Source organism: Flavobacterium suzhouense (assembly GCF_042684765.1).
GTDB classification, from domain to species: Bacteria; Bacteroidota; Bacteroidia; order Flavobacteriales; family Flavobacteriaceae; genus Flavobacterium; species Flavobacterium suzhouense.
Map to the genome: position 1 here is coordinate 40,062 of NZ_JBHUMD010000024.1, position 16,821 is coordinate 56,882.

The 16,821-nt window shown below is 39.0% G+C and carries 13 protein-coding genes; 4 read left to right on the forward strand and 9 right to left on the reverse strand.

The features are described 5' to 3' along the window. Positions 1–10: 10 nt before the first annotated feature. Together ACFSR3_RS09615 and ACFSR3_RS09620 are read right to left on the reverse strand one after the other, a co-directional pair. The gene (locus ACFSR3_RS09615) at positions 11–1,789 is read right to left on the reverse strand and encodes a lytic transglycosylase domain-containing protein (protein WP_379820781.1); all 1,779 of its coding nucleotides are present in this window, start codon (positions 1,787–1,789) and stop codon (positions 11–13) included. 95 nt (positions 1,790–1,884) lie between these two features. Beyond that, positions 1,885–3,075, reverse strand: a complete 1,191-nt coding sequence (locus ACFSR3_RS09620) for a phosphoglycerate kinase (protein ID WP_379820782.1) — start codon at positions 3,073–3,075, stop codon at positions 1,885–1,887. A gap of 382 nt (positions 3,076–3,457) precedes the next feature. Between ACFSR3_RS09620 and ACFSR3_RS09625 the strand changes: the two genes are divergently transcribed. From ACFSR3_RS09625 to ACFSR3_RS09640, 4 genes are read left to right on the forward strand one after another with little or no spacing between them, the layout of a single operon-like run. After that, the gene (locus ACFSR3_RS09625) at positions 3,458–4,024 is read left to right on the forward strand and encodes a peptidylprolyl isomerase (RefSeq protein ID WP_379820783.1); all 567 of its coding nucleotides are present in this window, start codon (positions 3,458–3,460) and stop codon (positions 4,022–4,024) included. A gap of 17 nt (positions 4,025–4,041) precedes the next feature. Further along, positions 4,042–4,614, forward strand: a complete 573-nt coding sequence (locus ACFSR3_RS09630; protein WP_379820784.1) for a hypothetical protein — start codon at positions 4,042–4,044, stop codon at positions 4,612–4,614. Positions 4,615–4,668: 54 nt separating this feature from the next. Beyond that, on the forward strand, positions 4,669–5,817 hold the full coding sequence (locus ACFSR3_RS09635; RefSeq protein WP_379820785.1) for a DNA polymerase III subunit: 1,149 nt from the start codon (positions 4,669–4,671) through the stop codon (positions 5,815–5,817). Positions 5,818–5,821: 4 nt separating this feature from the next. After that, complete coding sequence (locus tag ACFSR3_RS09640) at positions 5,822–6,205, forward strand: DoxX family protein (protein ID WP_379820786.1); 384 nt, start codon at positions 5,822–5,824, stop codon at positions 6,203–6,205. A gap of 77 nt (positions 6,206–6,282) precedes the next feature. On the opposite strand, the gene ACFSR3_RS09645 is transcribed toward ACFSR3_RS09640, so the two are convergent. The 7 genes from ACFSR3_RS09645 to ACFSR3_RS09675 form a co-directional block, all read right to left on the reverse strand. Then, a complete protein-coding gene (locus ACFSR3_RS09645) occupies positions 6,283–8,565 on the reverse strand; it encodes a helix-turn-helix domain-containing protein (protein WP_379820787.1) in 2,283 nt (760 codons plus the stop codon). A 106-nt stretch (positions 8,566–8,671) separates the two neighbouring features. Further along, positions 8,672–9,259 carry an OmpH family outer membrane protein gene (locus tag ACFSR3_RS09650; RefSeq protein ID WP_379820788.1) on the reverse strand — a complete coding sequence of 196 codons (588 nt, stop codon included), beginning with the start codon at positions 9,257–9,259 and terminating at the stop codon, positions 8,672–8,674. Between the two features lie 238 nt (positions 9,260–9,497). Further along, a complete protein-coding gene (locus tag ACFSR3_RS09655; RefSeq protein WP_379820789.1) occupies positions 9,498–10,352 on the reverse strand; it encodes a methyltransferase domain-containing protein in 855 nt (284 codons plus the stop codon). After that, positions 10,352–10,834 carry a hypothetical protein gene (locus ACFSR3_RS09660; RefSeq protein ID WP_379820790.1) on the reverse strand — a complete coding sequence of 161 codons (483 nt, stop codon included), beginning with the start codon at positions 10,832–10,834 and terminating at the stop codon, positions 10,352–10,354. The genes ACFSR3_RS09655 and ACFSR3_RS09660 overlap by 1 nt, the downstream gene beginning before the upstream one ends. Before the next feature lie 41 nt (positions 10,835–10,875). After that, positions 10,876–12,747, reverse strand: coding sequence for a tRNA uridine-5-carboxymethylaminomethyl(34) synthesis enzyme MnmG (gene mnmG / locus ACFSR3_RS09665; RefSeq protein WP_379820791.1), 1,872 nt, complete (start codon positions 12,745–12,747; stop codon positions 10,876–10,878). Between the two features lie 150 nt (positions 12,748–12,897). Next, a complete protein-coding gene (ybeY, locus tag ACFSR3_RS09670) occupies positions 12,898–13,317 on the reverse strand; it encodes an rRNA maturation RNase YbeY (RefSeq protein WP_379820792.1) in 420 nt (139 codons plus the stop codon). Then, positions 13,310–16,636 (reverse strand): DUF4175 family protein, encoded by a 3,327-nt coding sequence (locus ACFSR3_RS09675; protein ID WP_379820793.1) that lies wholly within the window; start codon positions 16,634–16,636, stop codon positions 13,310–13,312. Before ACFSR3_RS09675 ends, ybeY begins: the two co-directional genes overlap by 8 nt. Positions 16,637–16,821: the final 185 nt, after the last annotated feature.

Below are 16,821 nucleotides of genomic sequence, written 5' to 3' on the forward strand. Positions count from 1 at the left end.
TCAAAAGAAATTAGTTCACCTGGCCCTCGCCAACTTTAAGTTTCATGCCGGGCTGTATGCTTTCGCCTTTTATCTTATTCCAGCTTTTAAGGTTCTCAACCGTTACACCAGGGTGTTTTCTTGCAATACTGAACAACGAATCACCTTTTTGTACAATATAATCACGTTGTTGCTCGTAGTTATATTCTTTTGCTTTTTTTGCAGATGCCGGTGTAGTTGCGGCAACAGCCATTTTTGGCTCAGAAACAACTGCTTCTGTAGTTTCCTCTTCAGTATCCTGTGTTTCAGTATTTGAAGCCACAGCCGTTTTTGCATTGGCAACAGCAGCATTAGCTTTATTATTTACAGAATCTTTAGTGTTCTTAGCAGCAATAGCCTCTTCTTTTACAGGGTTAGTAACCATTATGGTTTTCTGTATCTTTAACGTTTGACCTGCCTGAATGTTATTGCCTTTTATTTTATTCCATTTTCTTAAGTCAGTGATGCTAACATCATATTTGGATGCGATTTCACCAAGGTTATCACCCCTTTTCACTTTGTAGGTTTTAGTACTGATAGTCTTTTCTTTTTTGAAAGACCCGTTAGAAGCTAATGCTTTAGATGAAGTACTGTCTTTTCTAACCGAAGCAATTGCTGTTTCCGGTTTGTCTAAGAAATATGGTTTTTCTCTTTTATTATCTTCATAATCAATGTAAGCATAGATTCCTTTTTCGTTTGATGCAAACAACGCTATCTTATCTTTAGGAAGCCTCAGGTAATGAGCTTTTTCAGTTGTGAAAGGAATAACATCCAGTTTGTAAATAGGGTTTAGCAACTGGAGTTGAGAAACCGGAACATCCAGCAACTGGGCAATTTGTTTGAAGGACATCTGACGTTTTACCATCACTGTATCAGTCTCAAAATAAGTAAGAGGTGCTTTTTTAGCTTTAATTCCGTGTTCTTTAGCATGCTCATAAATGTACATCGTAGCTAAGAAAGTAGGTACATACGCCTGAGTTTCTTTAGGAAGGTTTTTACGTATGTTCCAGTAATTGCTATATGACCCTGAACGACGTATAGCTTTGGTTACGTTACCCGGACCGGCATTGTATGATGCTAGTACCAAGTCCCAGTCTCCAAAAATGTTGTAAAGGCTTGAAAGGTATTGACAAGCAGCTTCAGTAGCTTTAAGAGGATCGCTTCTTTCGTCTACATAGCTGTTAACTTCAAGGTTGTATTGTTTCCCTGTAGGATACATAAACTGCCAAAGTCCTGTAGCACCAACATGTGATTTAGCACGAGGATTAAGTGCCGACTCAATAACAGCCAGATATTTAATTTCGATAGGCACATTGTATTTAGCAAGGTACTCTTCAAACATTGGGAAATAATATTCAGAAATAGCCATTAGTCTTTCGTATGACCTTGGCCTGTTTTTAAGATACGATTTAATGATGTTCTCAAGGCCTTTGCTATATTCAATATTAAATGGAGATTTAGCATCCATTTTAGCAAGCCTTTCTTTAAGAACCTCACTGGAAAGATTAAAATCTACATCAATGTCAGGGTTAACCCTTAACAGGTCTTCCTGCATATTGTTAAACAGCTCCTGGTTCGTAAGTTCCTGTATCCAAAGGCTGTCAACACAAGCCATTTCACTATGGCGGATGAAAGTAGATTTAATAGAATCTAAGAACGAAATTTTAGCAATTGGGGCAACCGGTGTAATGTCAGCCTGAGCACTCTCCTGGGCAAATGCCACAAACGAGAAAAGTGCAAAGACCAGTGACAATGTTTTCTTTTTACTCATCTAATTTACTTTTTTTAATCAGTTAAATTACAATGCATTACAAAGTAACAAAGTATGATAACTTTAATTTTGGATTTCTATTATAAACTTTAACACTACTCCCCTAGTATCGCTGCGATACCAGGAAGTGTGCGTCCTTCAAGCATTTCAAGCATGGCACCTCCTCCGGTAGACACATAACTCATTTTTGGCTCCAGGCCAAACTGCTTAACGGCTGCTACAGAGTCACCTCCTCCTACAAGAGAGAAAGCCCCGTTTTTAGTAGCTTCTGCAATAAAATTACCAAGTTCGATAGTACCCTTGGCAAAGTTTTCCATCTCAAATACGCCCAGCGGACCATTCCAAAGAATGGTTTTGGACTCAAGGATAACTTTCTTAAAGTTTTCCAACGATTTTGGCCCTGCGTCAAGCCCCTGCCAACCGTCAGGAATCGCAGTTACATCAACAACCTGTGTTTGGGCATCGTTCTTGAAGCCATCAGCAGCAATAACATCTACCGGCAGGTGAATCTGTACGTTCTTCTCTTTGGCTTTTGCCAAAATATCAAGGGCAAGTTGCTGTTTGTCGTCCTCACATATTGAGTCGCCAATTTTTCCGCCCTGAGCCTTGATAAATGTGAAGGTCATGCCTCCTCCAATTATCAGGTGGTCTACCTTGTCAAGTATGTTTTCAATAACCGTAATCTTAGACGAAACTTTAGATCCGCCCAATACTGCCGTTACCGGCTTTTCACTGTTTTTCAAAACTTTGTCAAGGCTTTCGATCTCCTTAGCAAGAAGTTCGCCAAAAACTTTATTTTCAGGAAAATAGTTTGCAATTATTGTTGTAGAAGCGTGAGCACGGTGAGCCGTACCAAAAGCATCATTCACATAAACATCTCCTAAGCCTGCAAGTTTTTTTGCAAAGCCTTCATCACCAGCTTCTTCTTCTTTGTAAAAACGAAGGTTTTCCAAAAGCAGCACTTCTCCGGGTTGTAAATCCTTAGCAGCCTGCTCTACTTCAGCACCTATGCTGTCGTTTACAAATTTTATCTTAACCCCAAGTATCTCTGAGGTTGTATCTACAATATGTTTTAGTGAATATTTTTCCTCAACACCATTCGGCCTGCCTAAGTGCGACATAAGGATAACACTGCCGCCGTCTTTAAGAATCTTATCAATTGTTGGCTTAGCAGCTTCAATACGGGTAGTGTCAGTTACTTTAAAGTTCTCATCCAGAGGTACATTAAAATCTACACGGATTACGGCTTTTTTATTCGCAAAATTGATATCGGCAAGAGTTTTCATTAATGGGCTTTTAGTTTTTATTAGATATTGTAGAAAGGCAAATATAGGCCTTTCTGTTAATAAATAGCCAATAAGTTGTTCAAAAAGATTTTTAAACTTATTTTATAGTATTGAATTTCAGTGATTTATGCAGGTGTTAAAATTGAATTTAGTGCATGAAACGGAAGTTTTATGTAATGAAAACTCGAATTAATCTTTCACGAAAACGTATTGGTGTGTGTTTCGTAACAGGATTTATCTTATATTAGATTTCATAAAATGCTTGATATGAAAAAAATAAGCCCATAGTTGCCGAAAGAAACGCATCCATCACTATTAAATTACCGGAATAAACTACTAATGTAATTTCACCTTTTTTGTTTAACATAAATCCCCCCTAATTATGAAAACAATTGCATTACTTCTGGTTCCTGTTTTCTGGCTTACAACTAAAGCTCAGGAAATACCAACGCCCACACAGGCGAAGGACTATATTGAAAGCCATATCAATCCTACAATTGACATCAGCGAACTGGATAAAAAGTTCGATTTGCTGAAAAACCATAAACCCGGAGATGTCGTGGTAGATGGTAAGAATATTTATAAATTTATTGAAACCACATCGGCCACTGCATATAATGCAGGGTATATCTATCTGGACGGTAAAAAATTAGCTCAGGAAGAAATAAGCCGGCTGACCAATGAAATATTTGCCGAATATAACAACGGTACTTCCTTTGCCGAACTGATAAAAAAATATTCGATGGATAAGAATCCCAATGCTGTCGAGATGAAATTTACGGACGGGCAAATGGTGGGTACTTTTGAAAAAGCGGTTAAAGAACATAACAACGGTGAAGTATTTACCGTTATTACTGCCGAAAAGGGCTGGTACCACATCGTTAAGAAAAACACTGATAACCAAACCATAAAAGTCATTCGTGTAGAACATGCCGTTTATAAAAGTTAGCAACCTAAATCCATGTCATGAAATATAGCCTCTTGCTTCTCCTAATATCTGCCTGGCAGGTTGGAATCGCCCAAAAAAAACCGCCTACCGAACAGGAAGCAAGAGACTATTTTGACAAAAACAAAGAAATTACATCTTCATTTACTTATTACGAAGATGACGGGGAGATCTTTAAAATATATTCTCTAAAAAAACCGGGAGATATAATTATAAACGGTCAGGACTTACACAAAGTTATCGGTTCCAGCCAGGAGGTGATTTATAACTGCTCCATGATTTTTTTTGACAACCGCAAACAACCCGAAGCCGAAATAGAATCCGCACAAAAAACAATACTGGCAAATTATGAATCTGGTTTTACTTTTCAGGAACTTGCCGAACGGTACTCCGACCCTGTTCATTTTACGAATGAAGCCGAAATAAATACAGAAGATATGCCCGATTGTCCTCTCAAATCAGGACTGGAACAACATAAACCCAAAGAAATGTTTTTGGTAAAAGCTTCTGAATACATCAGTTACCTGATAATTTTAAACGATTTCCCGGCAAAACGAAATAGTGTGAAAGTACAGCATGCGGTTTATGAATAAAAAGCTGTAATTTCTTAACTCAGCGACTTACCAAGTTTATGTTATATTTGCCCCATGCTTTTTTCAGAAATTTTAGGACAGGAACATATTAAAAGTCACCTTACTACGAGTGCCTCATCATCGCGTATTCCACACGCGCAACTTTTCATAGGCCCAGAAGGTTCAGGTACTTTACCCATGGCTATTGCCTATGCGCAATATATTTTGTGTGCTAACTCCGGCGGTGAAAACACCAATGGCAATGAAGCCTGTAACCTTAAATTCCGCAACCTGTCGCACCCCGATCTGCATTTTGTTTTTCCGGTGTCAACAAATAGCGATGTGAAAAGCCACCCTGTGAGTGCCAACTTTTTAAAGGCCTGGCGTGAATTTGTTGAAGAGACTCCCTACGGCAGTCTTTTCGACTGGTATAAAAAAATTGACATTGCCAACAAACAGGGACAGATTGGTGTTGACGAAGCTACCGAGATCGTAAAATCACTTTCGCTAAAAGCCTATGAAGGCGGCTATAAAGTGATGATCATCTGGATGGCCGACAAAATGAATACGGCTACGGCTAACAAGTTGCTAAAGTTGCTGGAAGAACCACCCGAAAAAACGGTTTTCCTTCTCATTGCCGAAAGCCAGGACGATATACTGCAAACCATACTTTCGCGTTGCCAGGTACTTAACTTTGGCCCATTAGGTGAAAAAGCAATTGTTGAAGCACTCGTTTCACGTGAAAATATAGAACAGCGCGCAGCCTTAAAAATTGCCCACCAGGCGCAGGGCAACTATAACAAAGCTTTACACCTGCTGCATAAAACCGATGACGACAATCCGTTTGAAGAATGGTTCGTTATGTGGGTGCGTGCCGCTTTCCGTGCTAAGGGTAATGCCGCTGCCATTCAGGATCTTATTGCCTGGAGTGAGGCCATTGCAGGTATTGGCCGTGAGGCCCAAAAACAATTTCTGAATTTCTGCATCGATATGTTCCGTCAGGCATTATTGCTGAATTATAATGCTAAGGAACTTGTTTTCATGGAACCGACCGTAGATAAATTCAAGCTTGAAAATTTTGCACCTTTTGTAAACGGCAACAACATAAATGACATATTCAAAGAGCTTAGCGACGCGTTGTATCACATTGAGCGTAACGGGAATGCTAAAATTATTTTAACCGACTTATCCATAAAACTTACACGATTAATCCATAAAAAATAACACTATGTACACACACATCGCAACCATTATCACCTTGATTTTTTTGGGCATAACTTTCATACAATCTGGCTATGACAAAGTAGCTGACTGGAAAGGAAACGTTGAATGGCTTAAAGGCCACTTTGCACAAACACCCATCAAAAACATGGTGCCGCAATCATTGTTCCTGATCCTTGTGCTTGAAGTTTTTGCAGGAGCCTTTTCGGTTATCGGTGCTATCCAGATGATCATGAACGGAGAAACCGAATTTGCTTTCTGGGGAAGCCTTATTTCATGCGTAACATTGCTGTTCCTTCTTTTAGGCCAGCGTATGGCTAAAGAATATGACGGTGCCAGAACGATTGTTATCTATTTTATCCCTGCAGTTCTTGTTCTTACATGGTTATAATACTGATTGCTGGATTTTTAGATAATTCGATTCTTCAATCTTTGCATAAAAAAAGCGAACCAAACGGTTCGCTTTTTTTATTCTCTAAGGCTGGCTTTATAAAGCTTTAATTCACTCCAGGAGAATTCGTCGCCAAATTTTTCCTTAAGAGTTCCCAGACCTTCACCTTCAAATCCTTTAAAAGCTTCGCTCAGCGCGTTTATTTTGTCTTCAGGGAGCATTTCCTCTACTTTTACTTTTCCGCCCTGTATAAGGCCTGCAAAATGACTTAAAACCGTTGTTTCGGTTAATTTCCTGACGCGCGCTATATCTTCAACCGACATTTTTTGCAGCCAAAGTTCGTGCGTTTCTTCCAGCGTAGTTTTTTTAGGCTCTGTAGATTTCTTCTTTTTCGGGGCATAACGTTCTGTTACGTAATCGTCTTCCGGTTCTTCAAGCAGCGAAGCATTATGCTGTTTCATTGTTCCACGAATAACATCCAGTTTTTTCGTTTTGTATGAAAGTATTTCCGGCGATACCAGATTCTCACGACTGATTGGCTGTCCATCATTTACGATCTCCATCAGCAGTTTTGATTTCATCAGCCGTATTACCGCTGCAGTCTGGTTTTCTTCAAGTTCTGCCAGTTCTTCATAAAATCCTTTAGCCTTTCGAATGCGTTTTACCTCTTCCATTTTTTCAAAAAGACCGGTCGCAATGGCATCCATCACCGGGAAAAAATAGTTTACCGCGGCCGTTACGCGCTCACCCACAAACTTCATGTCAATTTGCGGCTGACTGAAAAGCCTGTTGAGCTGCATCCTGAATTTTTGTGCGGCATCCAGCAACCCATGAATATTATTATCCTGACGATTTGCCCATTCACGATATCCGGCTTTTAGCGATTTAGGTCCTTCACTCAGGTAACTCATCTTGTGACGTTGCCATTCGGTAGCCAGATCACTCCATTCAAAACTGTTTATCAGGAAGTTGGCAATAAACCGTTCCGTTTCCTGCTTAAGTGAATTTTCAAGTTCACCTTCTTCTGCCCTGCCCGCTGCATAATCTATCACATCGGCATCGCTCGAGATACCGTTCATCCGTATCGGAGAAAGCAAAATAAGCCCTTCTAACGAACGCAAACGCGAAAGAGCCACATAGGCCTGTCCGGGCATAAAAACCTGCGATACATCAAGCACAGCTTTGTCAAAAGTAAGTCCCTGACTCTTGTGAACCGTAATCGCCCACGCCAGTTTTAGCGGATAGTGCACAAAAGTGCCCAAAACATCTTCTTTTATTTCTTTTGTTACCTCGTCAACATAATAGCGAACGTTTTGCCATTCGTACTTGGTAGCCTCGATGGTTTCATCTTCTTCCGGAAAATGCACGAGTATCTCTTCATCTGATAATGATTTGATTACGCCTATTTTCCCATTGAAATATTTCTTTTCCGGAGACAGGTCGTTTTTAATGAACATTACCTGTGCCCCTACTTTAAGTTTCAGTTCCTGCTCCACCGGATAAATTTTATCCGGAAAATCACCCACAATTTCAGCATCAAAAGTAAACTGTTTCTCATCCAGCTCTTCAAGCGATGTCGCGTTCATGGCATCAGCCTTGGCATTGTGTGTGGTAAGGGTTATGTAACCCGCGTGTTTTGTAGAATCAAAATCAGGCTGTACAAAGGTATTCAGTACTTTGAGGTCATTCGCCGTTATTACATTGTTCCTCAAATTGTTAAGAACATCAATAAAGGTGCTGTCGGTTTGCCTGTAGATTTTGTCAAGCTCAATATACAGCGGCGGATCCTGCTGAACCACATGCGAATGGAAAAAGAATTTACCTCTGTAATAATTCCTCAGTACTTCCCACTCCTCATTTTTCACTACCGGAGGCAGCTGTAAAAGGTCGCCAATGTATAATACCTGAACACCTCCAAACGGAAGATTTTTCTTACGAACTGAACGAAGCATAAAATCCATTGCATCTAAAAGATCAGCACGCAACATACTTACCTCGTCAATAACCAATAGTTCAAGATTATTGATAACAGACTGTTTATCAGCACGCATACGGAAATGACGGCGAAGGGTATCCTTATTTTCAAACCGCGCAGTATCAGAAACTTGCGGTGGCTGATTCATGTCCGGAATAAATCCTGCGAAAGGCAACTGGAACATTGAATGTATGGTAACACCACCTGCATTCAGCGCCGCAATGCCAGTAGGCGCCACAACAACTACATTTTTATGCGTAGTACGAATGATTTCCCTAAGCAGCGTTGTCTTACCCGTACCCGCTTTACCGGTAAGAAAAACAGACCTATTTGTCTGATTTATAAAGCGTAAGGCATATGATGCAGCTGTTGAGATGTTTTCCATGAGGCGTGTAAATTGAAGCGCGAAAATTACGCATTTTTAAGCAGAATTAATTCCAAAAAAAATGCCCCCAGAATTTCGGAGGCATTTTAATATCGTTTAGAAAAGACTATTTTTTCTCTTCTTTCTTTTCTTCAGTTTTTGGAGCTTCTTCTTTCTTAGCACCACCTTTAAACTTGTCATTCAGTTCTTTAGTGATTTTATCCGTGATATCGAAACCTTCTTTAGCATACATAATGCTTACAACATCACCTGTACCGTAGATATAATCATAACCTTTTTTCTTACCATAATCAGCCACAAATTTCTTGATTTTGCTGATTAAGCTGTCATTTTTAGGACCAAATTCATCCTGAAGCTGCTTAAGCATCGCCTCCTGAGAAATTTGAAGTTCCTGGCCTCTTTTCTGAAGCTCTTGTTGCTTTAACTGAGCCCATTGCATTCCCTTAGCTCTGGCTTCTTCAGCAAAACTTGCACGATCTAGGTCAAACTGATGCGCCTTAGACTGTAATTCCTGAGCCATCACTTCTCTTTTGGTATTGCTTTGCGACTCCAGCTCTTTAAATTCTTCAAGATCCTGAACAATTTTGTTGGTATCTACATAAGCCGTTTTTAAACCTGTACTTGCCGTACCTGCATCTTTGTTACATGAAATTACCGCAAGGGCAAAACCGAATATCAAAAGTGATTTTTTCATTTTATGATTTAAGTGTTATTTTAAAAATTTTCGTAAAAGTAATAATTAGTTGCCAAGTTCCAAAAAAAGAGGATTTTTAGCACTTTTTTAATGTATAAGGAGAATTTATCGATTTAAACGTAGCCTATAAAAATCTTCAATCAAAACCGGCCTTAAATAAAGCCTTCTCCCGAACGTTTGAAAATCGCCAACCCAAAGCCATATTAAGCCTGTAAATCGTCAAATCTGACGCTTTATTTTAATTTTTAGCCGTTTTTAGAACATAAATATGCGAAGAATACTCAAAATTTTGCTTCGCTTTCAAATTTGAGCGTAATCCGATCCAAAAACCGTTGACAAAACTCATTTTTCCGGTTTTGTATTTTTCCGATAAAAGGCTCACATAAAAACTGTCAAATTTCATCGGTAAAATTTTTACCAGTTCCATCCCCTGTTTTCCAAAAAGTAATTTAATAGATTTTTTTGAAAAATGCCAAAGGTGTCTTGGCACATCATAAGCAGCCCAAAATTGTCCGTAATATTTCGCATCATACGAATTAAAGTTTGGCACGGCAACAATCAGAACACCATCAGGTTTAAGAATTCTCTTTAACTCTGAAATTTGCGCTTCAACATCAGGCACGTGTTCTAACACATGCCACATGGTAACTGCATCAACAGAATGATCCGGAATATCAGCAAGTGCATTAGCAAACTTTACTCCTTTAGCTTCAGCAATTGCCTTTGCTTTACTACTGGGTTCTAATCCGGTTACATCCCATCCGTTTTTAGACGCTACAACCAGAAAATCACCTGTTCCTGCACCAATATCAAGGAATTTTCCTTTTTTTGGCTGAAATTGCTCCAATAATCGGATTTTGTCGCGTAAAGCTTTCTGTTTTACCGTGTGGTAAAGTTTTTCAAACAAAGAACGCTTCCCGTCCGTATGCGAGATATAATCATCGCTTTCATAATAGCTGCCTAATTTTTCAGGAGCGGGTTGTGGGTTTGTTTTGAGCAACTGATATTCGTCATCCAGTAAAAGTTCAAATTTTTCTCCTGAAACAGAATAATCCTGAACGGTAATGTAAACGTTGTGTTTTGAAAAATCCATTAATAATTGTAGTATTGGTATTTTAACTCTCTCAGGTAATTTATAACAATCTTTTGGTAAAGCGAATTATCTGCAAGGCAATCCTGGTTATTCTTATCAATTACCGACATACCTAAAAAATTAGCAGCAGAACCAATTCGATTAGGCTCAGTTTCGATATTACTCACCATAAATTGTGTCAAATCATAATATTTAACCAATTCGTCATCAGTATACAAAAAAACTTTAAATCGTGTCCCTTCGATATCTACATTATACGAAATGTCTTCGGTATAGCCTAAACCATATTTTATCACCAAAAATTCCCGAAAAGGCATTTTTTTCTGATCATTTTCAAAAAAGAAGCAAGTAAGCCCCTTTTCTTGACCTAAAATTTGCTTTCCATTATCTAAAAGCAAATAATCACCTACTTCTACGGTATGTCTTGGTGTAATGCAGCCAGTTGCAAGGGCAAAAACCAAAAACAAGAAAAACCCTTTCATCAAAAAGGGTTTTTTACATCGTTCCACGTGAAACATTCTCATTATCGTCCCATATGTATTAAAAGCACCGAAATATCGCTCGGAGACACACCGCTAATACGCGAAGCCTGCGAAATAGTAACGGGCCTGATTTTTTTCATTTTTTCTTTCGCTTCGTACGAAAGCGATTTAATCTTGTCGTAATCGAAATTATCCGGTATTCTTAAATCTTCAAGTCGGTTAAGCTTATCCGCATTATTTTTCTCCTTTTCGATATATCCGGAATATTTAACCTGAATTTCGGCTTGTTCAACAACTTCCCTATCCAAATTGTTCTCTTTAATGTATTCCTGAACTTTTTCAAACTTAAGAATATCTTCAAGCTCTAATTGCGGACGCGAAAACACTTTAAACATCTTATCCGGCTGCACCATCGGCGAAGAACCCTTTTCTTCAAGTATAGGGTTAGCTTCAGCAACAGAAACACTAGTTTCTTTAAAGAACTTCACAAACGCTTCCGACTCGTCGCGTTTCTTCTCCATTCTGCGTAAACGGTCTTCTTTAGCCAAGCCAATTTCATACGACAAAGGCGTAAGCCTGAAATCTGCATTATCCTGACGAAGTAATGTTCTGTATTCCGCACGTGATGTAAACATACGGTATGGTTCTTCCGTTCCCTTAGTGATAAGATCATCAACAAGCACCCCTATATAAGCTTCATTACGTTTTAATATGAACGGATCTTTTTCCTGCACTTTAAGCGCAGCATTAATACCGGCCATCAATCCCTGGGCAGCTGCCTCTTCATAGCCTGTAGTTCCATTAATCTGTCCTGCAAAAAACAATCCTTCAACCAATTTCGTTTCCAACGTATGCTTTAACTGTGTTGGCGGGAAATAATCATATTCGATCGCATATCCCGGACGGAAGAACTTAACATTCTCAAAACCGGCAACAGAACGCAACGCTTTAAACTGAACATCCTCCGGAAGCGAAGTTGAAAATCCGTTTACATACACTTCAACAGTATCCCATCCCTCCGGTTCAACAAAAAGCTGGTGACGATCTTTATCTGCAAAACGGTTAATTTTATCTTCAATCGAAGGGCAATATCTTGGTCCCAAACTTTGAATACGTCCATTGAACATTGGCGAACGGTCAAAACCTTCACGAAGTAAATCATGAACAAGTTCTGAGGTGTACGTCATATGACAAGAACGCTGATGTACCAGTGGCCTGGTTACATCAGAATAAGAAAACTTATCAGGATTTTCATCACCGGGTTGTTCTATCATTTTTGAATAATCCAGTGAGCGACCATCCACGCGTGGCGGCGTTCCTGTCTTCATCCTACCAGAGTCAAAACCGGCGCGAACTAAATCCTCCGTAATACCGTAAGCAGCGCTCTCGCCTGCCCTTCCTCCACCAAACTGTTTCTCCCCGATATGGATCAACCCATTTAGGAAAGTTCCGTTGGTCAGCACAACCGTTTTAGCTTTGATTTCGATTCCAAGCGATGTTCTGATTCCTTTTATCTTTCCATCCTCAATTACAACTCCGGAAGCCATTTCCTGATAAAAATCGAGATTCGGGGTACGCTCCAGCATCAGCCTCCACTCTTCAGCAAAACGCATTCTGTCGCTTTGCACACGCGGACTCCACATTGCAGGACCCTTTGATTTGTTCAGCATCCTGAACTGAATTGCTGTTTTATCAGACACAATTCCCGAATACCCTCCTAGGGCATCAATCTCACGCACAATCTGTCCTTTGGCAATTCCGCCCATGGCAGGGTTGCACGACATCTGAGCTATGTTTTGCAGACTCATTGTTACAAGCAGCGTTTTACTGCCCATGTTTGCAGCAGCAGCAGCGGCTTCAGAACCGGCGTGCCCTGCACCCACAACAATTACATCATATACTTCGTTAAACATTTTATTCTCCTTTGTTCCACGTGGAACGCTAAAAATTGCTGAAAAAAATTTCGCCAAGCAGTACGTTCCACGTGGAACGTTCAAAGCTTTTGGCTTCAAAAATCGAAACGTTCCACGTGGAACGTGACGAAAAATTAATAGATGTTTAATTTATTGTTCCACGTGGAACAGCTTCATTTTCTCTTCTTCCTTAGAACGCATAACCGTAGAATCTTCATCTAATTTATCTTTATAACCACAATAATGAAGAACACCATGAGCCATAACCCTACGTAATTCATCATCAAAAGAAACATTAAAATCAGCGGCATTATCCTTAACACGCTCTACAGAAATGAATATATCACCACTTATAAGATTACCCATTGTATAGTCAAAACTGATAATATCAGTAAGTGTATCGTGATCTAAGAACTCTATATTTTTTTGTAAAAGGTATTCATCATCACAAAATATGTAATTGATTTCACCTTCGGTTTTATCTTCTGATTCTATCACCTCAGAAATCCACTCTTCATATCTGGCTTCGTCCTGAAGCTCAAAATCGGTCTCGTAATTAAAACTAATCATCTTTTCTAAAATAGGTTTGAACCCTTTGATTAAAATTTGGGCGCAAAGGTAAGCTTTGTCTGTTTAATATCTCTACACTATTCAGATAATCTTTTAGAGCAGCCGGAATAGCAGTAGCATTATTGTTATACTCTTTTTTATTGGTTTGTGACTGACGTTTGTTCTCTTCGCCCTGTTGCTGAACAGCCTTATCAAGTTTTAAAAGCTCATGTTTTAAACGTTGCATTCTTTCTGCGGCATCGCCTTTAAAACCTTTACTCAACAATTGTTTTTCTATCTCTTTCATTTCACGAAGCGCATTCTGCCCATTACCTCCCATGCCTTGTCTATCTAAGGCTTTTTGTAACGATTCACGTAATTGTTGCTGTTCTTTATATATCTCCAAAAGCTTCTCTGCATCACCTTCCTGATCGCCATTTTCACCTTCACCCTGACCCTGGCCTTGTCCTTTTTTCTGACCTCCGGGCTGTGGCTGGCCATCTCTTCCTTCACCCTTTTTGCCGTCTTTACCTTCCTTGCCATCTTTCATTTTCTTGGAGAGGCTTTCCTGCTTCTGTATGATATCGGGAAGTTGCATATCGCCTTTACCCGATTTACCCGGTTTGGATTTACCCATGCCTGAACCTTGCATTTCCATCTGCATATTGTTAAGTGCATCACTTAAAAAATCTGCTAATTTGTTCGCAGAGGTTACAGCATATTGCTGGCTGGATACACCTCGCGGAACCATATTATCCGCCAGATCGGTAATTGCTTTGTCAATGTAATAATGAACATTCCCTACCTCCGCCGTAATCTTTTCGGTAATCTTAGGATTTCGTAATGACATCGCAAAGATACTATCATCAACATGCCTGAACTGTTGTTTCAGGTCCTGTTGTTTCTTAAGGTTTTTGCTGAACGAAGACGAATGCGTAGTGCTGCCTTTAAACTTACCCATAACATCTTCCTGAGAGAATGAATAGGCCAATAGGTTATCAAGAATCTGACGAAGCATTTTTACATCTTCTTCAAGTTGTTCCTGCTCGCCACCTGCCATCATCTGCATCATCTGACCACCCATTTGTTTCATCTTTTGAGCTGCGGATTTTTGTTTTGGTTTGGCTTTTTGCTTACTATCCTTCTGATCTTTTTTCAATTCATCAGATGCCTTCTGCATATCCTCTTCAACATTCTTTTCTTCATTTTTATCGGTAGGAATATCCATAGGCTTTTTAAGTTCTTCGTTTTGTTTTTCAAGCTCACGAAGCTCTTCCTGAATCTGGTCGAATTCATTCTTTATCTCCTCCTGTTTCTCTTCAGAATTCTTATCACTATCTGCAAGTTTTTCCTGTTTATCACCAAGCTCTTTTAACTTATCAGCAAGTTGTTCGGCTTTCTTTTCTACATAAAAACGCTTGGTAAGTTCTACCAATTGTTCCAGATTTTTAGTCTGATCTTTACTGTTTTTCTTAAGCTGATCTACCTTATCAAACAGTTCTTCTTTTTGTAATTTATTGGTAAGCTCCTTTAACTGCTCTAAAAGTTTTTGATTCTTTTCAGCTTCTTTTTCATTCTTTTCAAGACGCTTCATCAGCTCTTCTTTAAACTCATCCTTTTTATCAGGATTGAATTTTTCTAAATTCTGCTCAAGCTTTTTAGAAAATTCTTTCATCATTTCATCCTGCTGTTGCTGGCGATTAATGAAGTCCTGGATCTTCTTCTGGTCTTTGAAATCCATGTTGTCTTTCTCCTTACCCATCTTCTGAAGCTTGTCCATTTCACTCAATTGTTTGTCCTGATTCTTGATTGATTTTTCAAGACTGTTGATGTTGCTGTTTTGTTCCTGAAGAGCTTCCTCGCGTTTCTCTTCCTGTGTAAGTTCTTTGTGAGAGAAAACAGAAGACTTAGCCGACTTGTAATGATTGACAGCGTCATTATCAAAAACCTCAAAGTAGTATTCATAACGCACACCTTCTTTAAGCGTAAGTCCGTTAGGGAATGTATATACAAAACGATCGTAAACATCCTTCTTAACAGGTAGTGTTCCACGTTTGGCAGCATCAGGATTATCCTGTGGGTAATAAACAATCTGAAGTTTTGTCAAACCATAATCATCAGATACCTGACCTAAAACCACCTCTCTGTCCAGCTTTAAACTGTCCGGTGCAGCACCAACAGTAATGGTTGGATACTGATCTTTGATAGTTGTGATCTGATATTGCAGTTTTTCGTGGTTTTTTACCTTATTATTTGAAGTAAGTATCTGATATTCTGTATTATGCATGATACTTTTTGATAGTGAGAAGGTGTTTTCACTATTTACAAAGGCAGAAGACTGCCTCTGGCTTTGCCATTCGATATTGTTAGTAGCCAAAGCCTGTACTTTCCATGTAACTTTAGTTCCTTCAGGAACAACAGCGTTACCGGTTCCCTGAACAACTTCAGACTTTTTACCAAGGTAAGATGGGAAGTTCAATACCATCTCAAAATTAGCAATGGTAGGTACAGCAACGACATTCAGCTCATACGGCTTAGAAGTAACATCATTGGCTTTAAGTTCAAATTCGATATTTTTTGAAGGCTTTTCAAAAAGGTATTGAAAAACACCGGGCTTAACATTTTCAAGATAATAACTTTCTTCGCCAATAGAAATCATGGCGTTTTCTGGAACAACATTTCCCTGTGTTTTTACCTGTAGCAAAAAGTCAGTATCCTGTTGCGCAGTCAGTGCGTTATTCACTATCACAAATTCAAAAGGAGCCGGTGGTGCAAAGTGTTTTCCGTAATGCACTACCCTGTCAAAACTTTGCGTAATAACTTTTGAGTTTCCACTGATCATGAAAAATAAAATCAACAATAACGGAATAGCAGCATACGGAATGTACTTTACATTCTTTTTCAAATTGATTGCATTTCCAAAAGGAACCGGCTGCAGGTTATTTGCTTTTTGCTCAATAGATGCAATCAGCAATTCTGATTGTTCCTGCTGAGAAGACAACTGTAAAAAATTGGTAAGCTTGTCATTTATTTCAGAAAAATGTTTCCCTATGATATCTGATGCCTGAGTATAATCAATACCCTTTTGTAATTTGAAAAGTTTAAAAGTTGGAAAAAGGATAAACCTGAACAACAGGAAAATCTCTACAGCAATAAACATCCAAAACAAAACAGTACGCCCACCCTGTGGCAGCCATAAAAAATACTCTACCAACAGTGTGAAAATAAAATACAGCAGCCCCAGCCCTACAAAAAGTATTGTTCCACGTAAAAGTTCGTTGGTATAGTACTTCCTGATGAAGGCTTCCAGCTTGGAATAAATAACATTTTTTGCTTCCAAAATACAGTCGATTGTTAATAACTGATAAAAATACAAATTCCGCGGAACTATTAAACGTAAAAATTCAATAATATGACGGGTTATCAGCATTAGTAAGGCGGTTATTGTTAATAACTTCAAATTCGATGTTCAAATTAGTTATTACGGAAATTTGATAATCGTATCTTTGCACCACTAAATTTAAG